22 protein-coding genes are annotated in these 24961 nt (G+C 63.8%); 13 read left to right on the top strand and 9 right to left on the bottom strand.

What is annotated here, in order from left to right; genetic code table 11:
• Positions 1-103: 103 nt before the first annotated feature.
• On the bottom strand, positions 104-850 hold the full coding sequence (locus KDB76_RS27175; protein WP_038410224.1) for an NRDE family protein: 747 nt from the start codon (positions 848-850) through the stop codon (positions 104-106).
• A 128-nt stretch (positions 851-978) separates the two neighbouring features.
• On the opposite strand from KDB76_RS27175, the gene KDB76_RS27170 reads away from it, so the two are divergent.
• Genes KDB76_RS27170 through KDB76_RS27160 form a run of 3 tightly spaced genes read left to right on the top strand, consistent with a single transcriptional unit; the run spans position 979 to position 3607 of the window.
• Positions 979-1761 (top strand): sulfite exporter TauE/SafE family protein, encoded by a 783-nt coding sequence (locus KDB76_RS27170; protein ID WP_024087873.1) that lies wholly within the window; start codon positions 979-981, stop codon positions 1759-1761.
• A 16-nt stretch (positions 1762-1777) separates the two neighbouring features.
• The gene (gene lgt / locus KDB76_RS27165) at positions 1778-2584 is read left to right on the top strand and encodes a prolipoprotein diacylglyceryl transferase (RefSeq protein ID WP_013974665.1); all 807 of its coding nucleotides are present in this window, start codon (positions 1778-1780) and stop codon (positions 2582-2584) included.
• A 51-nt stretch (positions 2585-2635) separates the two neighbouring features.
• Positions 2636-3607, top strand: a complete 972-nt coding sequence (locus tag KDB76_RS27160; protein WP_013974664.1) for a thymidylate synthase — start codon at positions 2636-2638, stop codon at positions 3605-3607.
• Positions 3608-3724: 117 nt separating this feature from the next.
• On the opposite strand, the gene cadR is transcribed toward KDB76_RS27160, so the two are convergent.
• Positions 3725-4168 (bottom strand): cadmium resistance transcriptional regulator CadR, encoded by a 444-nt coding sequence (cadR, locus tag KDB76_RS27155; protein WP_015272183.1) that lies wholly within the window; start codon positions 4166-4168, stop codon positions 3725-3727.
• Between the two features lie 84 nt (positions 4169-4252).
• Between cadR and KDB76_RS27150 the strand changes: the two genes are divergently transcribed.
• The 6 genes from KDB76_RS27150 to KDB76_RS27125 all read left to right on the top strand — a co-directional run bounded on the left by KDB76_RS27150 (position 4253) and on the right by KDB76_RS27125 (position 11991).
• The gene (locus tag KDB76_RS27150; RefSeq protein WP_038410223.1) at positions 4253-6466 is read left to right on the top strand and encodes a heavy metal translocating P-type ATPase; all 2214 of its coding nucleotides are present in this window, start codon (positions 4253-4255) and stop codon (positions 6464-6466) included.
• A gap of 9 nt (positions 6467-6475) precedes the next feature.
• Complete coding sequence (locus KDB76_RS27145; RefSeq protein ID WP_024087871.1) at positions 6476-7339, top strand: LysR family transcriptional regulator; 864 nt, start codon at positions 6476-6478, stop codon at positions 7337-7339.
• Between the two features lie 225 nt (positions 7340-7564).
• A complete protein-coding gene (locus KDB76_RS27140) occupies positions 7565-8623 on the top strand; it encodes a putative 2-aminoethylphosphonate ABC transporter ATP-binding protein (protein ID WP_015272180.1) in 1059 nt (352 codons plus the stop codon).
• 1 nt (position 8624) lies between these two features.
• Entirely contained in the window at positions 8625-10349 is a 1725-nt protein-coding gene (locus KDB76_RS27135) for a putative 2-aminoethylphosphonate ABC transporter permease subunit (protein WP_038410222.1), read from the top strand.
• An 18-nt stretch (positions 10350-10367) separates the two neighbouring features.
• The gene (locus KDB76_RS27130) at positions 10368-11393 is read left to right on the top strand and encodes a putative 2-aminoethylphosphonate ABC transporter substrate-binding protein (RefSeq protein ID WP_038410221.1); all 1026 of its coding nucleotides are present in this window, start codon (positions 10368-10370) and stop codon (positions 11391-11393) included.
• Positions 11394-11442: 49 nt separating this feature from the next.
• Positions 11443-11991 carry a phosphonate degradation HD-domain oxygenase gene (locus tag KDB76_RS27125; RefSeq protein ID WP_024087867.1) on the top strand — a complete coding sequence of 183 codons (549 nt, stop codon included), beginning with the start codon at positions 11443-11445 and terminating at the stop codon, positions 11989-11991.
• Between the two features lie 125 nt (positions 11992-12116).
• On the opposite strand, the gene KDB76_RS27120 is transcribed toward KDB76_RS27125, so the two are convergent.
• The gene (locus KDB76_RS27120; protein WP_038410220.1) at positions 12117-13481 is read right to left on the bottom strand and encodes a GTPase/DUF3482 domain-containing protein; all 1365 of its coding nucleotides are present in this window, start codon (positions 13479-13481) and stop codon (positions 12117-12119) included.
• Positions 13474-14865: a DUF2868 domain-containing protein gene (locus KDB76_RS27115; RefSeq protein WP_038410218.1), complete on the bottom strand. Its 1392-nt coding sequence runs from the start codon at positions 14863-14865 to the stop codon at positions 13474-13476. The genes KDB76_RS27120 and KDB76_RS27115 overlap by 8 nt, the downstream gene beginning before the upstream one ends.
• A 54-nt stretch (positions 14866-14919) precedes the next feature.
• Here KDB76_RS27115 and KDB76_RS27110 point away from each other — a divergent pair, with 54 nt between their 5' ends.
• Entirely contained in the window at positions 14920-15435 is a 516-nt protein-coding gene (locus tag KDB76_RS27110) for a dihydrofolate reductase (RefSeq protein WP_038410217.1), read from the top strand.
• 141 nt (positions 15436-15576) lie between these two features.
• On the opposite strand, the gene KDB76_RS27105 is transcribed toward KDB76_RS27110, so the two are convergent.
• Positions 15577-16968 carry an L-cystine transporter gene (locus KDB76_RS27105; protein ID WP_024087863.1) on the bottom strand — a complete coding sequence of 464 codons (1392 nt, stop codon included), beginning with the start codon at positions 16966-16968 and terminating at the stop codon, positions 15577-15579.
• A 244-nt stretch (positions 16969-17212) separates the two neighbouring features.
• Between KDB76_RS27105 and KDB76_RS27100 the strand changes: the two genes are divergently transcribed.
• The gene (locus KDB76_RS27100) at positions 17213-18268 is read left to right on the top strand and encodes a phosphorylcholine phosphatase (RefSeq protein WP_013974652.1); all 1056 of its coding nucleotides are present in this window, start codon (positions 17213-17215) and stop codon (positions 18266-18268) included.
• A gap of 9 nt (positions 18269-18277) precedes the next feature.
• Here KDB76_RS27100 and KDB76_RS27095 read toward each other — a convergent pair whose 3' ends face one another.
• Positions 18278-18946 (bottom strand): NAD(P)H-dependent oxidoreductase, encoded by a 669-nt coding sequence (locus tag KDB76_RS27095; RefSeq protein ID WP_080708195.1) that lies wholly within the window; start codon positions 18944-18946, stop codon positions 18278-18280.
• 138 nt (positions 18947-19084) lie between these two features.
• On the opposite strand from KDB76_RS27095, the gene KDB76_RS27090 reads away from it, so the two are divergent.
• On the top strand, positions 19085-19858 hold the full coding sequence (locus KDB76_RS27090; protein WP_235208018.1) for a LysR family transcriptional regulator: 774 nt from the start codon (positions 19085-19087) through the stop codon (positions 19856-19858).
• Between the two features lie 148 nt (positions 19859-20006).
• Here the strand turns inward: KDB76_RS27090 and ilvD are convergent, their stop codons facing one another.
• The 3 genes from ilvD to KDB76_RS27075 all read right to left on the bottom strand — a co-directional run bounded on the left by ilvD (position 20007) and on the right by KDB76_RS27075 (position 23948).
• Positions 20007-21848 carry a dihydroxy-acid dehydratase gene (ilvD, locus tag KDB76_RS27085; protein WP_015272169.1) on the bottom strand — a complete coding sequence of 614 codons (1842 nt, stop codon included), beginning with the start codon at positions 21846-21848 and terminating at the stop codon, positions 20007-20009.
• Positions 21849-22119: 271 nt separating this feature from the next.
• On the bottom strand, positions 22120-23316 hold the full coding sequence (locus KDB76_RS27080) for a class I SAM-dependent rRNA methyltransferase (RefSeq protein WP_038410215.1): 1197 nt from the start codon (positions 23314-23316) through the stop codon (positions 22120-22122).
• Positions 23317-23408: 92 nt separating this feature from the next.
• Positions 23409-23948 (bottom strand): type 1 glutamine amidotransferase domain-containing protein, encoded by a 540-nt coding sequence (locus tag KDB76_RS27075; protein ID WP_013974647.1) that lies wholly within the window; start codon positions 23946-23948, stop codon positions 23409-23411.
• A 191-nt stretch (positions 23949-24139) separates the two neighbouring features.
• On the opposite strand from KDB76_RS27075, the gene KDB76_RS27070 reads away from it, so the two are divergent.
• Positions 24140-24958, top strand: coding sequence for an HDOD domain-containing protein (locus tag KDB76_RS27070; protein WP_169774634.1), 819 nt, complete (start codon positions 24140-24142; stop codon positions 24956-24958).
• Positions 24959-24961 lie beyond the last annotated feature (3 nt).

Raw genomic sequence — 24961 nt, 5'->3', positions numbered from 1 at the left:
CTTGTGGGAGCGGGCGTGCCCGCGAAGCAGGCGACTCGGTGTATGGCACCGGCTTCGCCGGTGTTCGCGGGCTCGCCCGCTCCCACAAAGGCCAGCACAGTGCTCAGACCGAAAGCTCAACTTCCCCCAAGTGCCCGCCAAATGGCCCGAAACTGCGCTCAATAAGCAGCCTTTTCCCCTGATCATCCACAATCAGCACCGTGCTCGCCCGCGTCCCGTAGTTCTGGCTGGCAATGAACACGCTCGACAGCAGCTTCTCGGTCGCCAACCCCACGCCCGTCTCCGGCAACTCGCCCTCCGGCGCAGGTTCGGCATCGGCCAGCAATGCCAGCAAGCGCTGTGGCTCTGGCGTTTCCAGTAACCCTTCCAGCCCACTGCGTGCCTTCACCAGCTTCGGCCAAGGCGTATCCAGCCCGGCATTGGAAAGCCCGTAAACCCCAGCCTCCAGCAAGCGCGGCGCCGCGTCTCGGGCATGCAGATAGCCCAGCTGCCGTCCATCGCCCACTAGCAGGTTGAACCCTGAATATTGCCTGCTGCGGCTGGCCACCTGGTCCAGATAGGCCTCGACCCCCAACTCCCCCTGCAGATACGCCGCCACCAGCTCGCCCCGCGAGCGCGGCCCCAAAGCTTGCGCCGGGTCGCGAATATTGGTCAGCGCCGCGAACCGCCCCTGCGGACCGACGCCCAGCCAGGTGCCGCCTGCCTCCAGGTCCCGCCCGGCATATACCCCGGGAGCATCCTCCCAGGCCGCCAGGGCTTGGGTGGGGCGGGCATAGAACTCATCGCGGTTGGCCGCCACGATCAGCGGCAGGGCGTGCCCCGGTCGCCAGGCGAATACGATCAGGCACATCGGTAGGGCCTCCGGTTTTTTCCCAATGTACCCACTCCGATGGGGCACTTCCAACCTGACACACAGTTCACTAGAGCCGTGAGCCCGGCTTCCGTTACCATGCCGGATTGATTTCTTGGGGAAGACGAATGGAATTCGTGCTCTATCTGCTGTTGGGCGCCTGCGCCGGTGTGCTGGCCGGGCTGTTCGGCGTGGGCGGCGGTATCATCATCGTGCCGGTGCTGGTGTTCAGCTTCACCTTGCAGGGTTTCGATGCCTCGGTGCTGACCCACCTGGCTGTCGGTACGTCGCTGGCAACCATCGTCTTCACCTCGATCAACGCCGTGCTCGAGCACCATCGCAAGGGCGCGGTGCAATGGCCGATCTTCGCCTGGATGACCCTCGGCATCCTCCTTGGGGCCGGTGTCGGCGCCAAGACCGCCTCGCTGATTCAGGGGCCGCTGCTGCAAAAGATCATCGGTGTGTTCGCCCTGGTCATCGCCGCGCAGATGGCCCTGGACCTCAAGCCCAAGGCCAGTCGTGGCATCCCCGGCAAGCCCGCGCTGATCGGTGCAGGTGGGGTGATCGGCTGGGCTTCGGCCATTTTCGGCATCGGCGGCGGTTCGCTGACCGTGCCGTTCCTGACCTGGCGCAGCCTGCCCATGCAGCAGGCAGTGGCCACGTCTTCGGCCTGTGGCCTGCCCATTGCCTTGGCCAGTGCCCTGAGTTTCATGCTGCTGGGTTGGCACGAAGAGCACCTGCCGGCCCACAGCCTGGGCTACGTGTACTTGCCGGCGCTGCTCGGCATTGCCGTGACCAGCATGTTTTTCGCCCGCTTCGGCGCGCGCCTGGCGCACAAGCTGTCGCCACGTTTGTTGAAACGCCTGTTCGCAGCCCTGCTGTTCTGTGTCGGCCTCAGCTTTTTGATTTGAATCGAGAGGAAGTTCCATGCTGCCTTACCCGCAGATAGACCCCGTGGCCGTGGCCATCGGGCCGCTGAAAATCCATTGGTACGGCCTGATGTACCTGGTCGGCATCGGCGGTGCCTGGCTGCTCGCCTCGCGCCGGCTGAACCGCTTCGACCCAACCTGGACGCGCGAAAAGCTCTCCGACCTGGTGTTCTGGCTGTCGATGGGTGTGATCGTCGGTGGTCGCCTGGGCTACGTGCTGTTCTACGACCTGCACGCCTACCTGGCCAATCCGACGCTGATCTTCGAGGTGTGGAAGGGTGGCATGTCGTTCCACGGCGGTTTCATCGGCGTGATGCTGGCGGCCCTGTGGTTCGGCAAGCGCAACAACAAGTCGTTCTTCGAGCTGATGGACTTTGTCGCCCCGCTGGTGCCGATCGGCCTGGGGGCCGGGCGCATCGGCAACTTCATCAACGCCGAGCTGTGGGGCAAGGCCACCGACGTGCCATGGGCGATGGTCTTCCCGCCGTTCAGCGACCCGGCGCAGCTGCCGCGTCACCCATCGCAGCTGTACCAGTTCGCACTCGAAGGTGTGGCGCTGTTCCTGATCCTCTGGGCGTTCTCGCGCAAGCCGCGGCCGACCATGGCGGTATCCGGCATGTTCGCGCTGTTCTACGGCATCTTCCGCTTCATCGTCGAATTCGTCCGCGTACCGGATGCCCAGCTTGGCTACCTGGCCTGGGGCTGGCTGACCATGGGTCAGATTCTGTGCGTGCCGATGATCCTGGCTGGCCTTGGCCTGATCTGGTGGGCTTATAATCGCAAGCCTACGGCGAAACCCGCCTGATTAATCCCACGGCAGGGGCGATCCCCCTGCCGTTTTTGCTACAGGTAAGCCATGAAACAGTATCTGGACCTGGTCCGCGACGTCATCGACAACGGCACGCTGCAGGGCAACCGCACCGGCATCCGCACCATCAGCCTGCCGGGCGCCATGCTGCGTTTCGACTTGCAGAAGGGCTTCCCGGCCATTACCACGCGCAAACTGGCGTTCAAGTCGGCGATCGGCGAAATGGTCGGTTTCCTGCGTGGCGTGAAGAACGCCGGTGAATTCCGCGAACTGGGCTGCAAGGTCTGGGACCAGAACGCCAACGAAAACGCCCAGTGGCTGGCCAACCCGTTCCGCCAGGGCCATGACGACCTGGGCGAGATCTACGGCGTGCAATGGCGCCAGTGGCCGGGCTACAAGCGCATCCCGCTGAGCAATCCGGCGGCCATCGAAATGGCCGAAAAGGCGGGCTTCCGCCGCATCGCCCAGGACGAGGAGGACGGCGTCGCGTTCGTCATCCTGTACAAGGCCATCGACCAGGTGCGCCAGTGCCTGGACACCATCGCCAACGACCCGGGCAGCCGCCGTATCCTGTTCCACGGCTGGAACTGTGCGCAGCTGGACGAAATGGCCTTGCCGCCGTGCCACCTGCTGTACCAGTTCCACCCGAACGTTGAGACCAGGGAAATTTCCCTGACCCTCTACATCCGCTCGAACGACCTGGGCCTGGGTACGCCGTTCAACCTCACCGAAGGCGCGGCGCTGCTGTCGCTGTTCGGCCGCCTGACCGGCTACACCCCGCGCTGGTTCACCTACTTCATCGGCGATGCCCATGTGTATGAGAACCACCTGGACATGCTCAACGAGCAGCTCAAGCGTGAGCCGCTGGAGGCGCCGAAGCTGGTGATCAGCGACCGCGTGCCAGCGTTTGCCGAGACGGGCAAGTACGAGCCGGAGTGGCTGGAGAAGATCGAGCCGAGCGATTTCTGGCTGGAAGGGTATGAGCACCATGCGCCGATGACGGCGCCGATGGCGGTGTGACAGATCTCTATTGCCTGTACCGGCCTCTTCGCGGGTACACCCGCTCCCACAGGGACCGCACAAAGCTCAGGCCTGTGCAGTACCTGTGGGAGCGGGTTTACCCGCGAAGCTTTTGGCTTAATGCCCGTGGCTTCGCCCTACATGCGAATGCTCGGTTTCTGGCACCGATACCGCCCCGTTCGTCTCCAGTTGCTGCAAGATCGCACACTCCGCCCCTTGCGCATTGCAGCGCCGCCGCAGCTCCACCAACTGCTCCTGCAACGCCACCAATCCATCGATCCGCGCCTGCACATGCTCGATATGCTCGTCGATCAGCGCATTGACGCTGCCGCACGAATCATCGGGGCTGTCGCGCAGGCGTAGCAGGCTGCGGATTTCATCCAGGGTCATGTCCAGGGTGCGGCAGTTGCGGATGAACGTCAGCCGCTCGACGTGGGCCTGGGTGTACAGCCGGTAGTTGCCGTCGCTTCGCGCCGGCTCCGGCAGCAGCTGTTCACGCTCGTAGTAGCGGATGGTTTCCACGGCGCAGTCGGTGGCTTTGGCCAGTTCTCCGATCTTCATCACGAAATTCTCCAGCAAGTGGCTTGACCTTATAGTGGCTACAGGGTGTTCACTTGGCAACAGGCTCAAATTAAGGATGACCCCATGAACCAGCCTGTCAGCCACGAACACAAGCACGATCACCACGCCCACAGCTGCTGTGGCAGCGCTGCTGCGCCAGCGTTGGTCCAGCTGAGCGAAAAGGCCAGCAGCCACGCCCAGTTCAGCCGTTTCCGCATCGAGGCCATGGACTGCCCTACCGAGCAGACCCTGATCCAGGACAAGCTGGGCAAGCTGGCCGGTATCGAGCAGCTGGAATTCAACCTGATCAACCGTGTGCTTGGCGTTCGCCACACTCTGGGTGGCACTGCTGAAATCGAGCAGGCCATCGACAGCCTGGGCATGAAAGCCGAGCCGCTTGGCGCCGAAGACGATAGCACTGCCAGCGCACCGCAAGTGGCCAAGACCCGCTGGTGGCCGCTGGCGCTGTCCGGTATTGCCGCGATCGCCGCCGAAATCGTGCACTTTGCCGCGCTGGCCCCGGAGTGGGTGGTGGCGGCGCTGGCGCTGGCAGCGATTCTCGGCTGTGGCCTGGGTACCTACAAGAAGGGCTGGATCGCCCTGAAAAACCGCAACCTCAACATCAACGCGCTGATGAGCATTGCCGTGACTGGCGCGGTGCTGATTGGCCAGTGGCCGGAAGCGGCCATGGTGATGGTGCTGTTCACCGTCGCCGAGCTGATCGAAGCCCGCTCGCTGGACCGCGCGCGCAACGCCATTGGCGGCCTGATGCAGCTCACCCCGGACATGGCCACCGTGCGCCAGGCCGATGGCCAATGGCGGGAAGTGGAGGTGCGGGAGGTGGCCATCGGGGCCCTGGTGCGGGTGCGCCCCGGCGAACGCATTGGCCTGGACGGTGAAGTGACCAGCGGGCAATCCACTGTCGATCAGGCGCCGATCACCGGCGAAAGCCTGCCTGTGGAAAAGGCCGTGGGCGACAAGTTGTTCGCCGGCACCATCAACCAGGCAGGGGCGCTGGAGTTCCGCGTTACCGCCGCTGCCGGGCAATCGACTCTGGCGCGGATCATCAAGGCCGTCGAGGAAGCGCAAGGCGCGCGGGCGCCTACCCAGCGTTTCGTCGACCGCTTCTCGCGCATCTACACCCCAGTGGTGTTTGCCATTGCCCTGGCCGTTGCGGTGATACCGCCGCTGTTCATGGCCGGTGCCTGGTTCGACTGGGTCTATCGCGCCCTGGTGCTGCTGGTGGTGGCCTGCCCATGCGCCCTGGTGATCTCGACCCCGGTGACCATCGTCAGCGGCCTGGCTGCCGCCGCGCGCAAGGGCATCCTGATCAAGGGTGGCGTGTACCTGGAAGGCGGGCGCCAGCTGGACTTCCTGGCCCTGGACAAGACCGGCACCATCACCCACGGCAAGCCGGTGCAAACCGATGCCAAGATACTGGAGCCGCTGTTCGAAGGCCGCGCGCAAGCCCTGGCCGCCAGCCTGGGCGAGCGTTCCGACCACCCGGTCTCCCGCGCCATTGCCCAGTTCGGCAAGGAGCAAGGCCTGGCCTTGAGCGAGGTTGATGACTTCGCCGCCCTGGCCGGGCGCGGTGTGCGCGGTACCATCGCGGGTGAGGTTTACCACTTGGGTAACCACCGTCTGGTCGAGGAGCTGGGGCTGTGCTCGCCCGAGCTCGAGGCCCAGCTGGATGCGCTGGAGCGCCAGGGCAAGACCGTGGTGCTGCTGCTCGACCGCTCCGGCCCGTTGGCGCTGTTCGCGGTGGCCGACACGGTCAAGGAAAGCAGTCGCCAGGCCATCGCCGAGCTGCACGAGCTGGGCATCAAGACTGTCATGCTGACCGGTGACAATCCGCATACCGCCCAGGCCATCGCCACCGTGGTGGGTATCGACCGTGCCGAAGGCAACCTGCTGCCTGCCGACAAGCTCAAGAGCATCGAAACCCTGTACGCCCAGGGCCATCGGGTGGGCATGGTCGGTGACGGTATCAACGACGCCCCGGCGCTGGCTCGTGCCGAGATCGGTTTTGCCATGGCGGCGGCCGGTACCGACACCGCCATCGAGACCGCCGATGTGGCGCTGATGGACGACGACTTGCGGAAAATCCCGGCCTTCGTCAGGCTGTCGCGCCAAAGTGCGGCGATCCTCATGCAGAACATCGTTCTGGCGTTGGGCATCAAGGCGATATTCCTGGCGATCACCTTTGCCGGCATGGCCACCATGTGGATGGCGGTGTTCGCCGACATGGGCGTGAGCCTGCTGGTGGTGTTCAACGGCTTGCGCCTGTTGCGCAGATAGAGGACGTGCATGCTGAGTTCGGAGCTGAAAGCCTTCTACATGGTGGCCCGCCTGGGCAGCATCACCCTGGCGGCGAAGAAGCTCGGCCTCAGCCAGCCCACGGTGACCACGCAGATTCGCAACCTGGAGAGCCAGTACGCGGTGGAGCTGTTCTACCGCGGCGGGCGGCGCCTGGTGCTGAGCGAGGAGGGCGTGCGCCTGCTGCCGATGGTCAAGGCACTGCTGCAGCAGGAGGCCGACATCGAGTTCGAGCTGCGCAACAGCGGCCAGGCCCAGGGCAGCTTGCGCATCGCGGCCACGGCGCCTTACTACATCCTCGACCTGGTGAAGATCTACCGTGAACGCCTGCCGCAGGTGGAGGTGGCGGTGGAAATCGGCAACTCGCAGCAGGTGCTGGAGATGCTCGAGGACTACCGGGTGGATATCGCCGCTTCGTCGCAACTGCTGGAAGATGCTCGGCTGGTGCGGCGGGTGCTGGGGACTGACCCGTTGGTGGTGGCGGTGCATCGCAACCACCCGTTGGCACACCGCCAGGCGGTGTCCATTGACGTGGTGGCCGGGCATTGCCTGCTGATGCGCGAGAAGGGCTCGACCACACGCAAGCTGACCGAGCAGATGATGCAAGAGGCCGGGGTGAAGGCCGGGGCGTTGCTGGAGATTGGCAGCCGCGAATCGATCCGCGAGGCGGTGCTGCGCAATATCGGCATCAGCGTGATTGCCCGGCACGAGGTGCCGCACAACCCTGAGTTGCGGGTGCTGACGCTGGAGAACGCGCCGGTGATGCATGAGTACCTGTATTGCCTGAAGGAGCGGCGCCAGGCCCGGTTGCCGGCGGCCTTCCTTGGGGTGGCGCAGGAAGTGGCCGGTTCATAGTTCTAGACCTGTGTTGGCTTCTTCGCGGGTAAACCCGCTCCCACAGGTACTGCACAGCCTTCAGATGCGGCGAGATTCCTGTGGGAGCGGGTTTACCCGCGAAGAGGCCCGCAAAGACCACTACAAAATCTGCCTATACCACTATCACTGGCTTTTGCCCTAAAGCCACAGAACCTTCGCACAGCCTTCCTAGCATGGCCCTCATCTCTTCGATGAGGCCCTGCCATGAACCACACCACCCCCGGCGCACAGATGAAAGTGCGCAACATCCACAAGCGCTTCGGCGCCTTCACGGCGCTGAACGATGTCTCGCTGGACATCGCCGCCGGCGAACTGGTGTGCCTGCTCGGGCCTTCCGGCTGCGGCAAGACCACATTGCTGCGCTGCATCGCCGGCCTGGAGCGCCAGGACCGCGGTACGTTGTACATCGGCGAGCGTGATATCTCCGAGCTGCCACCCCAGGCCCGTGACTACGGCATCCTGTTCCAGTCCTACGCGCTGTTCCCCAACCTTACTGTCGAAGCCAACATCGCCTATGGCCTGACTGGCAGCGGCCGTGAACAGGCCCGCCAGCGAGTGACCGAAATGCTCGAACTGGTGGGCCTGGCCGGCAGCGAGAAGAAATACCCCGGTCAGCTTTCCGGTGGCCAGCAGCAGCGTGTGGCCCTGGCCCGCGCGCTGGCACCATCGCCGTCGTTGCTGCTGCTGGACGAGCCGATGTCGGCGCTGGATGCCCGGGTGCGCGAGCACCTGTGCACCGAACTGCGCCAACTGCAGCGCCAGCTGGGTATCACCACGCTGATGGTCACCCACAACCAGGACGAGGCCATGCTGATGGCCGACCGCATTGCGGTGATGAACAACGGCCAGGTCGAGCAATACGCCACCCCGCAGGAAATCTACGACCAGCCGGCCACGCCGTTCGTTGCCGAGTTCGTCGGCCAGGGCAACTGGTTGCCGTTCCAGCGCAGCAGTGACAGCCATGCCCAGGTCGGTGGCATGAACATGCGTCTGGCACCAGGTTCGGCCCGACCCAGCAGCGGTCGGCTGTTCTGCCGCCCGGAGGCGATCACGGTCAACCCGGCGGTGCACGAAGAAAACCTGTTCCCGGCCATGGTTCGTGAAATCACCTTCCTCGGTAACCGCTGCCGCATGAGCTTCGAGCTCAAGGCGCTGCCTGGCCATGCACTGCTGGCGGAACTGGCTCCCGAGGCCATGCCGCGGCTGGGCTCGCAGGACATCTGGGTGGCGCTGCCGCCGCAGAGCCTGCAGGTGTTTGCCTGAGATGGCCGCGCCAATGTCCCTGCCGCTGAGCCAGGCCAAGGCCACGCCGCGTGCTGGCGTCGCCCTGGGCGACCGGTTGTTCGTCGTCGGCGGCAAGAGCCTGCTGCTGATCCTTCTGGTGCTGGCGGTGCTGATGCCGCTGCTGGCGATCTTCTGGCGCGGCTTCAGCGCAGAAGCGGGCCAGGGTGGCGGCCTGCTGGCGGCCCGCGAACTGTTCGCCAGTGAAAACTTCCACTGGCTGCTGGGCAACAGCCTGTCGGTGGCCTTCACGGTGGCAGCCATCGTGGTGCCGCTGGCCTACCTGTTCGCCTATGCCCTGCAACGCACGCTGATTCCGGGCAAAGGCCTGTGGCGGGGGATTTCGTTGCTGCCGCTGCTGGCGCCGTCAATGCTGCCGGCCATCGCCCTGGTCTACCTGTTCGGTAACCAGGGGCTGCTGCGCGGGTTGCTCAGCGACAACATCTATGGCTTCTGGGGCATTGTGCTGGGCGAGGCCATCTACACCTTCCCGCATGCCCTGATGATCCTGCTGTCGGCGCTATCGCTGGCCGATGCACGCCTGTTCGACGCAGCGTCCAGCATGGGTGCCGGCCCTTGGCGAGCGTTCACCAGCATCACCTGGCCGGCCACTCGCCAGGCAGTATTCGCGGCGTTCTGCCTGGTATTTACCCTGACCGTCACCGACTTCGGTGTACCGGTCGTGGTCGGCGGCGACTATCAGGTGCTGGCGCTGGAAGCCTACAAGGCGGTGGTCGGCCAGCAGCAGTTCGGCCGCGGCGCGCTGATCGGCATGGTGCTGCTGTTGCCGGCGCTGTTCAGCTTTACCGTCGATGCCTGGCTACGTCGGCGCCAGGGCGAGGCCATGAGCGGCCGTGCCCAGGTGTTCGAGCCCAAGCCGTCGCGGGGCCGTGATGCCTGCTTCCTGGCGATCGTGCTGCTGGTGTGCGCGGCATTGCTGTTGGTGATCGGCATGGCGGTGTATTCGTCGCTGGTCACGTTCTGGCCCTACAACCTGTCGTTGTCGCTGCGTCACTACATGTTCGAGGACACCGCCGGTGGTGGCTGGCTGGCCTACCGCAACAGCGTGACCATGGCCATCGGCACCGCGCTGATCGGCAGCATCGTGATCTTCACCGGCGCCAACCTGATGGAGAAGACCCAGGGCCAACGCCTGCTCAACCAGGCGCTGCGCCTGCTCAGCTTCATCCCCATGGCCGTGCCGGGCCTGGTGCTGGGCCTGGGCTACGTATTCTTCTTCAACCTGAACGGTAACCCGCTGCATGTGTTCTACGGCGGCATGGGGCTGCTGGTGGTGTGCACCATCGCCCACTACCTGACCACCGCGCAGATGACCGCGACCACCGCCCTGCGCCAGCTCGACGGCGAGTTCGAGGCCGCCGCGCTGTCGCTGAAGGCGCCGCTGTACAGGCACTTCCTGCGGGTGACCATGCCGATCTGCCTGCCGGCGCTGCTGGACATCATCCGCTACCTGTTCGTTTCGGCGATGACCACCGTGTCGGCGGCGATCTTTCTGTACAGCCCCGACACCATCCTGGCTGCCGTTGCCGTGCTGAACATGGATGACGCCGGCAATGTCGGTGGTGCCGCCGCCATGTCCACCCTGATCCTGCTGACCAGTGCCGGCGCTTCACTGCTGCTGGCCGCAGCCTCACGCGGCCTGCTGCGCCGCTCCCAAGCCTGGCGCCAACGCGCCGCGACCGTCTGACCTGTAAGGAACCTACCCATGTACAAGCACCTTGCACTTGCTGCTGCCGTTTCCGCCGTGTTCAGCCTGCAGGCTTCGGCCGCTGGCACCCAGCTGACGGTCTACACCGCCCTGGAAGCCGAACAGCTGAAGAGCTACAAGCAGGCCTTCGAGAAGGCCAACCCGGACATCGAAATCAAGTGGGTTCGTGACTCCACCGGCATCATCACCGCCAAGCTGCTGGCCGAGAAAGACCGCCCGCAAGCCGACGCAGTGTGGGGCCTGGCTGCTTCCAGCCTGGCTATCCTCGACCAGAACGGCATGCTCGAAGCCTACGCACCGAAGGACCTGGGCAAGATTGCCGCCAATTACCGCGATGCTGCCAACCCGCCAGCCTGGGTCGGTATGGACGTGTGGGCCGCGACCATCTGCTTCAATACCATCGAGGCCGAGAAGCAGGGCCTGAGCAAGCCGGTGAGCTGGCAGGACCTGACCAAGCCCGAGTACAAAGGCAAGATCGTCATGCCGAACCCGGGCTCGTCCGGCACCGGCTTCCTGGATGTCAGTGCCTGGCTGCAGACCTTTGGCGAGCCACAGGGTTGGGCGTACATGGATGCGCTGCACCAGAACATCGGCCAGTACGTTCATTCCGGTTCCAAGCCGTGCAAGCTTGCCGCAGCGGGTGAATACCCGATCGGTATCTCGTTCGAGTACCCGGCCGTGCAGCTCAAGCGCCAGGGCGCGCCGCTGGACATCGTGCTGCCGAAGGAAGGCCTGGGCTGGGAGATCGAGGCGACTGCGGTGATCAAAGGTTCGCCAAAAGCGGATGCGGCCAGGCGCCTGGCTGATTTCTCGGCAAGCCCGGCGGCCATGGAGCTGTACAAGGAGAACTTCGCCGTGCTGGCTGCCCCGGGTATTGCCAAGCCGCAGACCGAACTGCCGGCGGACTATGAACAGCGCCTGATCAAGAACGACTTTGCCTGGGCCTCGAAGAACCGTGACCAGATCCTGGCCGAGTGGCGCAAACGCTATGACGGCAAGTCGGAGAAGGTGGCTCAGCAGTAACCTGCACCGGCCACTTCGCAGCACCCAATCAAGCCAGGAGAAGACAGTGATGCCGACCCCAGCCCAGATCATCGACAGCACCTTCGCGCTGTACGAACGCCACGGCAGTGACGACTACATCGGCGAAGCCATCACCCAGCTCGAGCACATGTCCCAGGCCGCGCAACTGGCCATGGCCGAAGGCTTCGACGACGAAGTGGTGCTGGCGGCGTTCTTCCACGACATCGGCCACCTGTGCGGCGGTGACGCCAGCATGGGCGGTTATGGCGTGGTCAGCCATGAGCGCATCGGCGCTGAGTATTTACGCCGCTGTGGCTTCGGCGAACGCATGGCGCGGCTGGTGCAGTATCACGTGGAGGCCAAGCGCTACCTGACTTTGCGCCAGCCTGGGTATTACCAGAGGTTGAGTGAAGCGAGCCGGCGGACCTTGGAGTATCAGGGGGGCGTGATGAGCGAGGACGAGGCGGATGTGTTCGAGCGGGATCCGCTGTTCGAGGTGAGCTTGCGGATGAGGGAGTGGGATGAGCGGGCCAAGGTGGTCGGGGTGGCGGTGATTGACCTGGATGGGTTGAAGCGGAAGGCTTTGGCATTACTTTGAGATGTGGGCTGCCTGTGCGGGCCTCTTCGCGGGTGAACCCGCTCCCACAGGAATAGTGCACATCTCAAGGAATGTGAGATACCTGTGGGAGCGGGTTTACCCGCGAAGAGGCCAGACCTGCCCACTCAAAATTGTGAAACCAGAGCCTCCAGCTGTTCCTGCCGCTCAGCCTGGTTCAGCTTCGCCCCAGGGTTGAGGGTGGACCACTGCGGATGCGCCCGCGCCTTGCTCAGCGCCTCCGGCAACTTGCCCTCCCGCCAGGCCTTCTCATCCAGTTCCCCCAGCCGAATGCTGTCCTGCGCCGCATGCCCGCGGTTTTCCAGCGCCACCATCAACTGCTGCTGACGCAAGGCCAACAGGCGCAACACCGTGTCGTCCACCGTCAGCTCGCGCTTGCCCTTGAGCTTGCCCATCAGCCGCGACCCATAGTTGCGCGCCGTCTGCAGCGCGCCGCCGGCAATTGCCCCGGCCAGGGCGGCAGCCCCCAGTGTCAGGCCGCCGACCAGCAGGTCCACCCCGGCACCCGCCGCAGCACCGGCGGCCACACCGCTGCCCAAACGCACGCCCAGCAGCTTCAAGGTTTCGGGATTGAACAGGTCATCGCCCCAACGGCCATCCAGCAACGGCAGGTCGCTGGCATGGGCGTCCTCGCGGCGGAAGGCATACAGCTTGAGCAGTGCCTCGACACAGCGCTGTTCGCGCTGGCGCACCTCTTGCCGCAATGCCTCGATGGCCCGGGCTTCGGCAGCCGGCTCGGCCTCGACGCTGCGCCGGCAGGCGGCGCAGTCCAGCAGCAGCTCGGCAATCAGGCGCTTGCCGCTGTGGCGGCGTGCCAGGCGCTGTGCCAGCTGGTCGTCGATCAGCCGCTGCAGGGCTGGGCGGGCGTCTTCCAGCAGCAGGGCCAGGCTTTCGTACAACCGGCGCTCGCCATCCTCTGGCGGGGCCACGCTGTCGAACCGCACCAACGCGTGAAGCCCAAGCCTGGCAAGGGCTTCACGCCATTGCGGCTCGCGGTGCTGGTGGCTGGCGACGAAGTTGAGCACCGGTAGCAGCGGCTTACCGCAGCTGGCCAGCACTTCCAGTTCGTCGCGGTATTTGGCCAGCACCGGTTCGCGGGCGTCGATCACATACAAGCCGGCATTGCTGGCCAGCAGCTGGCGCAGCACCTTGGCCTCCTGCTCGAAACGCTGGCGTGCCTCGCTGCCTTGCAGAAAGCGCTCGAGGCGGGCCGGGCCGTCCAGGCGCTCGCCCGGGCGCTCCAGGCGTTCGAGATAGTCGAGCAGGGCAATGGCGTCTTCCAGGCCCGGGGTGTCATACAACTCGAGCAAGGGTTCGCCGTCCACCGACAGCCGCGCACCTTCCACATGGCGGGTGGTGCTGGGACGGTGGGAGACTTCGCCAAAGCCGACGTCGCGGGTCAGGGTGCGCAGCAGCGAGGTCTTGCCGACGTTGGTGTGGCCGACCACGGCCAGTTTCAGCGGCTCAGTCATGGCCATGCTCCAGCCAGGTCAGCGGCGAGGTATCGGCATGCGCCAGGCCAAGGCGGTCGAGGGCTTCGTGCCAGTCGCCCAGGCGCTGGGCGTCCAGGGCCTCGCCCGGTGCGGCCTGCAGTAGCCATATACGGGTGGCACCGGCGTTGCGTGCCAGTTCGGCGAGCAACGCCAGGCTGCCACGATCGGGAGAGCGGCGCGGGTCGCAAGCGATGGCCAGGCGTGCTGGCGGGAAACGGCTGAGCTGTTCCAGCAGGCGGTTACGCGATTCGCGGCTGTCGAGCACGCCGGCACTGGTTACGCTTTTTGGCAGCGCGGGTGGCCAGGGATGCTGGTCGTCCAGCTCCAGGCCGACCAGCAGGGCACCGCTGCTGCCGCTTTCCAGCTGGCCAGCGGCAAACTGCGGCAAGGCCTCGGGCGCGGCATCCTGGACGCCGATGCGTTCGCTGCGCGGCATCAGCGCTTCACGCAGCTGCGCGTAGCCGGGCAGGCTGAGGTCCAGCGCCAGGCGTTGGCGGCCTTGACGCCAGCGCCACAGGCACAGCCCGGCCAGCAGCAGACGCGGCAGCAGGCCGTACACCAGCACCACGCCAAGCAGCCAGCTGGCCCAGGCCTGGCGCGCCAGGTCCAGGGCCGGCTGGCTGTCGCCGCTGGCGCGGATCATGGCCTCGTCGGGTACCGTGAAGCCCAGCAACGAGGGCAGCGCGCCCAAGGCCTGGGTCAGGTGGATGAACGGGTCGGCGGCGAGCAGGGTGGTCTCCCAGACAAAGCCATAGCGCCGGGTCGCCAGCAAGGCCAGCAGCATGCCCAGTGCGGTGATCATCGCCAGCAGCCACAGGCCATGCACCAGCAGGCCGAGCAGCCAGCGGTTCAGGCGCTGACGTTGCAGCAGCACCAGCAGCGCCGGTGCCAGGTGCGCGGCCTTGGCGTCACGGGCAAAGCGTTCGCTCAGCCACAGCCACAAACGGCCCAGCCCCGCGCCATGCTCGCCGCTCAGGGCAAAGCCGATGGCCCAGCCCAGCAGCATCAGCAGGTTCAGCCCGAGCAGGCTACCCAGGGCCCAGAACACATTCACCGGGCGCTGCCCGTCGCCCAGGGCGGCCAGTGCCAACCCTGCGCCGCTGAGCACGGCCAGCACCAGCAAGGCCAGCAGCGCCAGGCGTGCGCCCTGTTTCCAGTGGCGCAGGGCGGTGGTGATGCCGTCGCGTTCGGCCAGGAACAGGGCACGGGTTTCGATGCGGGCCGCCAGGTCACCGCCTGCCTGGCGGGCGCGGCGGTTGGCTTCCTGGTCCTCCAGGGGGCCGGCATGTTCCTCGCGCAGGCGTACCGCTTCGGTGAGCCAGCGCTTGTCCAGTGAAGTGGGTGCAGTCACAAGGTCTTCCATTGCACAGGTCAGGGCAGAAGCATAACCCACACGCCCGGTGCTATCCTCGCTGGCATGAATACATCACTCCCCCTCAGCCTGATCGCGGCTCACGCCGAGAACCGCGTGATCGGCATCGACAACTCCATGCCCTGGCATCTGCCGGGGGACTTCAAGTACTTCAAGGCCACTACCCTGGGCAAGCCGATCATCATGGGGCGCAAGACCTGGGACTCGCTGGGCAGGCCATTGCCCGGGCGGTTGAATATCGTCGTCAGCCGGCAGGCCGGGCTGGAACTGGCGGGGGCCGAGGTGTTTGGCTCGCTGGAAGAGGCGCTGGTGCGGGCCGAGCAGTGGGCGCGTGAGCAGGGCGTTGATGAGCTTATGCTGATTGGCGGGGCGCAGCTGTATGGGCAGGCGCTGGAGAAAGGGCTGGTCAGCCGCATGTACCTGACGCGGGTCGAGTTGTCGCCGGAAGGGGATGCGTGGTTCCCTGAGTTTGATCGGGGGCAGTGGACCTTGGTGTCGAGCGAGGCGCAGGCTGAGGAAGGCAAGCCTGGGTATCATTTCGAGGTCTGGGACAAGGTTTGAGATTGCCGGGGCTGCCTTGCAGCCCTATCCGACCGGTCCGGCGCCCCGGCAAGGCCGCTCCCTCATTGATCGGCGTACGCGGGACCATTGTAGGAGCGGCCTTGTGTCGCGACAGGGGCGCAACGCGCCCCCGGCAATCTGTCAGGAATGACTTAGCTCGGCATGTTCATCGCCAGCCAGCACATCCTTGTCGGTCTCTTTCAGCAGTTGGCTGGTCACCACCCCTGCGGTCATCGAGCCGTTCACGTTCAACGCCGTGCGGCCCATGTCGATCAGGGGCTCCACCGAAATCAGCAACGCCACCAGCTCCACCGGCAAGCCCATGGCCGGCAGCACGATCAGCGCGGCGAAAGTCGCACCGCCACCTACGCCGGCAACACCTGCCGAACTCAAGGTGACGATGGCCACCAGGGTGGCGATCCACAGCGGGTCGAAGGTATCGATGCCCACCGCCGGCGCCACCATCACCGCCAGCATCGCGGGATAGAGCCCGGCGCAGCCGTTCTGGCCAATGGTGGTACCGAACGATGCGCTGAAGCTGGCAATCGACTGCGGTACGCCCAGGCGGCGGGTTTGCGCTTCGATGTTCAGCGGAATGCTGGCGGCGCTGGAGCGGCTGGTGAAGGCGAAGGTCAGCACCGGCCACACCTTGCGGAAGAAGCGCAGCGGGCTCACGCCGGTAGCGGCGAGGATAACGCCGTGCACCACGAACATCAGCGCCAGGCCCAGGTACGACACCACCACGAAGCTGCCCAGCTTGAGGATGTCTTCCATGTTCGAGCTGGCCACCACCTTGGTCATCAGCGCCAGTACGCCATACGGGGTCAACTTCATTACCACCCGCACCAGGCGCATCACCCAGGCCTGCAGGGTGTCGATGGCCGACAGCGCGCGTTCGCCTTTCTCGGCATCGTCCTTGATCAGCTGCAGCGCGGCCAGGCCGAGGAACACGGCAAAGATCACCACGCTGATGATCGAGGTCGGCTTGGCCCGTGCCAAGTCACCTACCGGGTTGCTGGGGATGAACGACAGCAGCAGTTGCGGAATGTTGAGGTCGGCGACCTTGCCGGCGTAGTCGCTGTGGATAACCTGCATGCGCGCGCTTTCCTGGGCGCCGGCCACCAGGCCTTCGGCGCTGAGGCCGAACAGGTTGGTCAGGACGATGCCGATCAACGCAGCGATGGCGGTAGTCAGCAGCAGGGTGCCGATGCTCAGCACACTGATGCGGCCCAACGACGAGGCATTGTGCAGGCGCGCCACTGCACTGAGGATCGAGGCGAAGATCAGCGGCATGACGATCATCTGCAGCAAGCCGACGTAGCCGTTGCCGACCAGGTCGAGCCAGGCGATGGTGGCCTTGAGCACAGGGTGGCCCGCGCCATAGACGGTATGCAGGATCAGGCCGAACACCACGCCCAACACCAGGCCCAGCAATACCTTCTTGGCCAGGCTCCAGTCGGTGCGGCGGGTTTGTGCCAGGCCCAGCAACAGGGCCAGGAACGCCAGCAGGTTAAGGGACAGCGGCAGGTTCATTGAAGCTCCAGCAGAAAAAAGCAGAAGAGGCATCGCCCCTGTGAGCGATTGCGAACGGAAATGCTAACAGCCTGAAAACAAACGAATTTATACCCAAATGGAATGTGTATAGTCGTTTATGGAATAACGATGTGTCGCGGATTGCAATGAACGCGGCGTTTGCAACTGCATGGAGGTCGTTATCGAGGGCTGCCAGCGGAGGGTGTTGCACTAGCGTTTCTGGGTCATTTCAGGAGATTCGTACATGAAGTTTGCTCCGAAAGCCGTCGCCGTCGGCCTGTCCCTGTTGTTCAGTATCGAAACCTTCGCCACCGAGCTCAAACACTGGCCCGCCGAGGCGGCCAAGCAGCTCGACAGCATGATCGCCGCCAATGCCAACAAGGGTAACTACGCGGTGTTCGACATGGACAACACCAGCTACCGCTACGATCTTGAAGAGGCCTTGCTGCCTTTCATGGAAAACAAGGGCCTGTTGAGCCGTGACAAGCTCGACCCGTCGTTGAAGCTGATGCCGTTCAAGGACACCGCCGAACATAAGGAAAGCCTGTTCAGTTACTACTACCGTCTGTGCGAAGTCGATGACATGGTCTGCTACCCGTGGGTGGCCCAGGTGTTCTCCGGCTTTACCCTACAGGAGCTGAAAGTGCAGGTGGATGAGCTGATGGCCTCCGGCAAGCCGATCCCCAGCACCTATTACGAAGGCGATCAGGTCAAGACCATCGAGGTACAGCCCCCCAAGGTCTTCCAGGGCCAGGCTGAGCTGTACAACAAGCTCATGGAGAACGGTATCGAGGTCTATGTGATTTCCGCGGCCTCAGAGGAACTGGTGCGCATGGTCGCGTCGGACCCCAAGTACGGCTACAACGTGAAGCCGCAGAACGTGATTGGCGTCAGCCTGTTGCTGAAGGACCGTGCCAGCGGCCAGTTGACCACCGCACGCAAGCAGATCAGCGCCGGGCACTATGATGCCAAGGCCAACCTGGGGCTGGAGCTGACCCCGTACCTGTGGACTCCGGCCACCTGGATGGCGGGCAAGCAGGCGGCGATCCTCACCTATATCGATGAGTGGAAGAAACCGGTACTCGTGGGGGGCGACACACCGACCAGCGATGGCTACATGCAGTTTCATGGGGTGGACGTGGGCAAGGGCGGCATCCACCTGTGGATAAATCGCAAGGCCAAGTACATGGACCAGATGAACGGGATGATTGCCAGGAATGCAGCGGCGCAGGCCAAGGAAGGGCTGCCGGTGACAGCAGACAAGAACTGGGTGATCGTGACACCGGAGCAGATCCAGTAACGAGGCCTGTCAGCCGTTGCGGCCCACGATGAGAGTCCGGGCCGCTTCCTGATCGATGTTCTGTGCCAACAAGGTCACTGCTTCGATGGCGCTTGCACGGACGCTGGCCCCCACCGGGCCAAGCGTCTGTTCGACCACGACACTGTGCACCTGGTTAATCCCGACGAAGCGGAACCACGTATCGATGAAGGGTTTTTCCAGTCCAAAAGCCTGGTCGGGTGTCTGTGAGTCAGAGCCGTAACCAAGCCCACGGGAGTAGATTGCAACAGCTCGACGTCCGCCCAGCATGCCATTCAACCCTTGCTCATCGAAGGTGAACAGGACGCCTTTGTGCGAAATTGCGTCGATCAGATGCTTGAGCTTGTACGGGATGCCGAAATTCCACAGCGGTACCCTGAACACCAAGGTATCAGCCCGGTGGAACCGTTCAGCGAGTGCCTTGATCTGCTCCCATGCCGCGACCTGTTCGCTCGACAACGGGACATCGGCAAGGCCTGCGTATTTTGCCGCGAGCAAAGCGCCATCTACCTCCGGGAGTTCGCATTCCCAAGGGTCCAGGCGGTCAATTTCTACGGCTTTGCGCTTGGCCAATGCGGTCAGAAACACGTCTGCAATCTGGGTGGAAACGGACCGCTCGCCTCTCGGTGATGCACAGACATACAAAATACGTTCAACCATGGGGCGTTTCCTTGTCAGCATTGAGGGCACTTTCCCTGGCGTTCGTTCGCTCAGGTGTTAAGTGCAAGTCTGATTCAGAATGATTGGTTATAGAAATCACGTATGCTCTGCATATTGAGTGAGCTAGGTGATTAATCTGTGTTCGACCCTGTGCTTTTGCGTAGCCTGCTTGCCGTTGCCGACAGCGGTGGTTTCACGCGTGCAGCGCAAAGACTGCACCTAACGCAGTCGGCGATCAGCGCTCACATCAGGCGGCTTGAGAGCGAAGCTGGGCAAAAATTGCTGGAGCGCACGACCCGTTCGGTCAGCCTGACGCCGGCAGGTGCTCGCCTGGCGGGGTATGCCCGCACGATTCTGGCGCTGCATGATGATGCTCGCGCGAGCCTTGGCGCAGGCCGTCGGGTGTCAGGTACAGTGTTTGTCGGGTTGAGCGAGGAGGTGGTGAAACCGCCCATCATCGACTGTCTGCGTCGATTCTCGGTGACACATCCCGATGCAGAGATCTCCCTGAAAGTCGGCCTGACCGGTGATCTGCTTGCCCTTCTGCAATCGGGTGGGCTCGATATCGTATTGGGAAGCAGCTGCGGCGATGAGGACCGAGGCGAACTGCTTTGGTCCGAGCCTTTGGTCTGGGCGACAGGGCCGGTTGCAGTGAACCCCGATGATGCAACTGCTCCGATACCCTTGGCGGTGTTTTCCGATCAATGCCCATATCGTGCTGCAGCCATCGAAGCCCTGGCGCATGCGGGGCGACAATGGCGGATCGTTTGCCAGAGCCCAAGTGCCGGTGGGCTGATGACCGCTGTCAGCGGTGGGCTGGGTGTAACGCCAATCACCCGATCGTCTGCACTGGCTTCAGGTTTACAGGAAGTGCCAACGTTGCCCCCCTTCCTCATGCGCAGTTCATTTTGACATCGACAGCGAAGCCGAAGCGTTCAGTTGCTCTGTTGCTGGCGCAATTGCGCCAATGCGCTGCGCGGGGTGAGCTTTGATCGAGCATTTTTCATAGCCATGAAAAAACCGGCGCACAAGGCGCCGGCTTTTCAAACGCCAGGAAGCCTTACAGCCCTTCCAGCATCGCCTTGTTACGCACAGCACCCTTGTCGGCACTGGTCGCCAGCAGGGCGTAGGCCTTCAGCGCGGTGGTCACCTTGCGTGGGCGTACTTCAGCCGGTTTCCAGCCTTTCTTGTCCTGTTCGACACGGCGCTCAGCCAGCTCTTCATCGCTGACCTGCAGGTTGATCGAACGATTCGGGATGTCGATCAGCACCTTGTCGCCGTCGCGCACCAGGCCGATTGCACCGCCAGCGGCGGCTTCCGGCGAGGCGTGGCCGATCGACAGGCCCGAGGTGCCGCCCGAGAAGCGGCCGTCGGTGAGCAGGGCGCAAGCCTTGCCCAGGCCCTTGGACTTCAGGTACGAGGTCGGGTACAGCATTTCCTGCATGCCCGGGCCACCTTTCGGGCCTTCGTAGCGGATGATCACGATGTCGCCGGCCTTCACTTCGTCGGCGAGGATGCCGCGTACGGCGCTGTCCTGGCTCTCGAAGATCTTCGCGGTGCCTTCGAACACCAGGATCGACTCGTCGACACCGGCGGTTTTCACCACGCAGCCATCCAGCGCGATGTTACCGTACAGCACGGCCAGGCCGCCTTCCTGCGAATAGGCGTGCTCGACACTGCGGATGCAGCCTTCGGCACGATCCAGGTCCAGGCTCGGCCAGCGGGTCGACTGGCTGAATGCCGTCTGGGTCGGAATGCCGGCAGGGCCAGCCTTGAAGAAGGTGTGCACGGCTTCGTCATCGGTCTGGGTGATGTCCCACTTGGCGATGGCTTCTTCCATGCTACGGCTGTGCACGGTCGGCAGGTCGGTGTGCAGCAGGCCGCCACGGGCCAGCGAGCCGAGGATACTGAAGATGCCGCCGGCACGGTGCACGTCTTCCATGTGATATTTCTGAATGTTCGGCGCAACCTTGCACAGCTGCGGCACCTTGCGCGACAGGCGGTCGATGTCACGCAGGTCGAACGCCACCTCGGCTTCCTGGGCGGCAGCCAGCAGGTGCAGGATGGTGTTGGTCGAGCCGCCCATGGCGATGTCGAGCATCATGGCGTTCTCGAACGCCTTGAAGTTAGCGATGTTGCGCGGCAGTACCGACTCATCGTTCTCGCCGTAGTAGCGCTTGCACAGCTCGACGATGGTGCGGCCGGCAGTGAGGAACAACTGCTCGCGGTCGGCGTGGGTGGCCAGGGTCGAACCGTTGCCCGGCAGGGCCAGGCCCAGGGCTTCGGTCAGGCAGTTCATCGAGTTGGCGGTGAACATGCCGGAGCACGAACCGCAGGTAGGGCAGGCGCTGCGCTCGTATTCGGCGACTTTTTCGTCGGAAGCCGAGGAGTCGGCGGCAATGACCATGGCGTCGACCAGGTCCAGGCCGTGGCTGGCCAGCTTGGTCTTGCCGGCTTCCATCGGGCCGCCGGAGACGAAGATTACCGGGATGTTCAGGCGCAGGGCGGCCATCAGCATGCCGGGGGTGATCTTGTCGCAGTTGGAGATGCACACGATGGCGTCGGCGCAATGGGCGTTGACCATGTACTCCACGGCGTCGGCGATGATCTCGCGGCTTGGCAGCGAGTAGAGCATGCCGTCGTGGCCCATGGCGATGCCGTCATCGACCGCGATGGTGTTGAATTCCTTGGCCACGCCACCGGCGCGTTCGATTTCGCGGGCGACCAGCTGGCCCAGGTCCTTCAGGTGCACGTGGCCCGGGACAAACTGGGTGAACGAGTTGGCGATGGCGATGATCGGTTTCTTGAAATCTTCGTCCTTCATCCCGGTGGCGCGCCACAGGGCACGGGCGCCGGCCATGTTGCGGCCTTGGGTGGAAGTCTTGGAACGATAATCAGGCATGAAACACTCCTGGCGGCTTAATCAGGTCACAAAAAGGGGAGTGAGCTTCTCTTGTCCTTTGTACCGCAGGCCGGTTGCCACTGGCACGGATGGGGCCGAAGACCGCGCGGGATCGCCGCGTGCTTGGGCAGAGCTCATAAACCCGCCGGGGATGACTGGCGATGAATAGGCCGATTCTACACCGCTGGCGCGGCGAGGGAATGCAGATGTGGATAGCTGGCGGGGAGATTGCAGCAGGAAAGGGCCGCTTGGCGGCCCTTATTAGCGGATATCAGCTGTTTGGCAGCAACCGGCAGGTGATGCTCTTGATGTAGCGGGTTTCGGCGATGGCCGGGTGCACCGGGTGGTCGGGGCCTTGGCCGCCGCGTTCGAGCAACTGCAGGTTGCGGTCCAGGTGACGGGCGCTGGTCAGCAGGATGTTGTGCAGGTCGTCCTCGGGCAGGTGCATCGAGCACGAGGCGCTGACCAGGATGCCATCCTTGGTCAGCATGCGCATGGCCTGCTCGTTCAGGCGGCGGTAGGCCGCTTCGCCGTTCTTCAGGTCTTTCTTGCGCTTGATGAAGGCGGGTGGGTCGGCAATGATCACGTCGAAGCGCTCTTCGGCGGCCTTCAGTTCGCGCAGCGCCTCGAACACATCGCCTTCGATGCAGGTCAGTTTCTCGCTGATGCCGTTCAGGGCGGCGTTACGCTCGACGCCGTCCAGGGCAAAGCCCGAGGCATCGACGCAGAACACTTCGCTGGCGCCGAAGGCACCGGCCTGCACGCCCCAGCCACCGATGTAGCTGAACAGGTCGAGCACGCGCTTGCCTTTCACGTACGGCGCCAGGCGTGCACGGTTCATGCGGTGGTCGTAGAACCAGCCGGTCTTCTGGCCTTCGCGTACCGGGGCTTCGAACTTGACGCCGTTTTCTTCCAGCGGCACCCAGTCCGGCACCTCGCCATAGACGGTTTCGACATAGCGCTGCAGGCCTTCGGCATCTCGCGCGGAGGAGTCGTTCTTGAACAGGATGCCGCTTGGCTTGAGCACCTGTACCAGGGCTGCAATCACGTCGTCCTTATGTGCTTCCATGGTGGCGGAGGCCAATTGCACTACGAGGATGTCGAAGAAGCGGTCGACAACCAGGCCTGGCAACAGGTCGGAATCGCCATAGACCAGGCGGTAGCACGGTTGGTCGAACAGGCGCTGACGCAGCGACAGGGCGACGTTCAGGCGGTGCACCAGCAGCGACTTGTCCAGCGGCAGCTTGGCGTCGCGCGACAGCAGGCGGGCGCAGATCAGATTGTTCGGGCTCAGTGCGACGATGCCTAGCGGCTTGCCGTTGGCTGCCTCGAGAACAGCCTGCTGGCCGGCCTGGAAGCCTTGCAGCGGGGTCGCACTGACGTCGACTTCGTTGCTGTAGACCCACAGGTGGCCGGCACGCAGGCGGCGGTCGGCATTGGCTTTGAGGCGTAGGCTGGGCAGGGGCATGACGTCGCTCCGGGAAAAAGAGCGGGATTATAGCCTGTTGCCTGGGCACTCGTCCCTTGCGGGAGCAGCCTCGCGTCGGCCATGAGATGACGTCAGGCTGCCAATGCCTTGATCAACTGCCGGTTGAACGCCGGAATGTCATCGGGCTGGCGGCTTGTGATCAGGTTGCCATCGACCACCACTTCTTCATCCACCCAGTCTCCGCCGGCATTGCGGATGTCGTCCTGCAGGGTCTTATAGCTGGTCAGCCGCCTGCCCTTGGCCAACCCGCAGGACACCAGCAACCAGCCACCATGACAGATCACCGCCAGCGGCTTGCCAGCTGAATCGTGGCTTTTCACCAGTTTCTGCGCGGCGGGGATCAACCGAATCGTGTCAGAGTTTTGCACGCCACCGGGCAGCACCAGAGCATCGTAGAGATCCAGGTGGGCGCTTTCGAAGGTTGCGTCCACGGCGAATGCGTCAGCCGGCTGGTCGTGGTTCCAGCCGCGTACCGTTCCCTCTTTGTCGCTGAGGATGTCCACCACCGCGCCGCTCTGTTCCAGGGCCTCGCGAGGGCCTGTCAGCTCCACTTGCTCGAAGCCGTCGGTGACCAGGAAAGCCACTCGCTTGCCGTTCAGTTCTGCACTCATGGGCCTTGCTCCTTTCCTTGATGAATATGAGAGAGAGGCCCGCATGGATAGAGTAAAGTTCCGGCGCAACGATTCAGTGGTTGGTCCATTTCCGGTCTGGAGGGTTAGAATCGCCGGTCCCAAACGAGTGTGCACGTATGTCCCAAGAACTCAGCGCCGAACAGATCCAGCAAGCCTTGCAAGGCATCACCATCCCGCCGCAACCGCAGATAATGGTCGACCTGCAGTTCGAGCAGTACATGCCTGACCCGGACCTGGAAACCATCGCCAAGCTGATTTCCCAGGACCCGGGCCTCTCGGGCGCCTTGCTCAAGCTGGTCAATTCCCCGCATTTCGGCCTTTCCAACAAGATCGGTTCGATCCAGCGCGCGGTGAACCTGCTGGGCAGCCGTTCGATCATCAACCTGATCAACGCCCAGTCGATCAAGGGTGAAATGACCGACGAGACCATCGTTACCCTCAACCGCTTCTGGGACACTGCCCAGGACGTGGCGATGACCTGCCTCACTCTGGCCAAGCGCACCGGCATCCAGGCGGCAGACGAGGCCTATACCCTGGGCCTGTTCCATGACTGTGGCGTGCCGCTGATGCTCAAGCGCTTCCCCAACTATATGGATGTGCTGGAGGACGCCTATGCCAAGGCCGACGAGGAAACCCGCGTGGTCGACACCGAAAACCGCGTGTTCAACACCAATCATTCGGTGGTCGGCTATTTCACGGCCAAGTCCTGGCGCCTGCCCGAGCACCTCAGCGCGGCCATTGCCAACCACCACAACGCCCTGGCGGTGTTCCGCGACGAGAGCGCGCGCAATACCCAGAGCCAACTGAAAAACCTGCTGGCAGTGCTGAAGATGGCCGAGCACATCTGCGCATCGTACCGGGTGCTGGGCAGCCAGGCCGTGGACCACGAATGGAGTGTGGTTGGCCCGCTGGTGCTCGATTACATTGGTTTGTCGGAATACGATTTCGAGAACCTCAAGCAGAACATTCGCGAGATGGGCGGGCACTGACAC

Source organism: Pseudomonas sp. JS425, assembly GCF_018223845.1.
GTDB classification, from domain to species: Bacteria; Pseudomonadota; Gammaproteobacteria; order Pseudomonadales; family Pseudomonadaceae; genus Aquipseudomonas; species Aquipseudomonas asiatica.
Note: the sequence above shows the minus strand (reverse complement) of the source record. Positions and strands in the feature narration are given on the sequence as shown.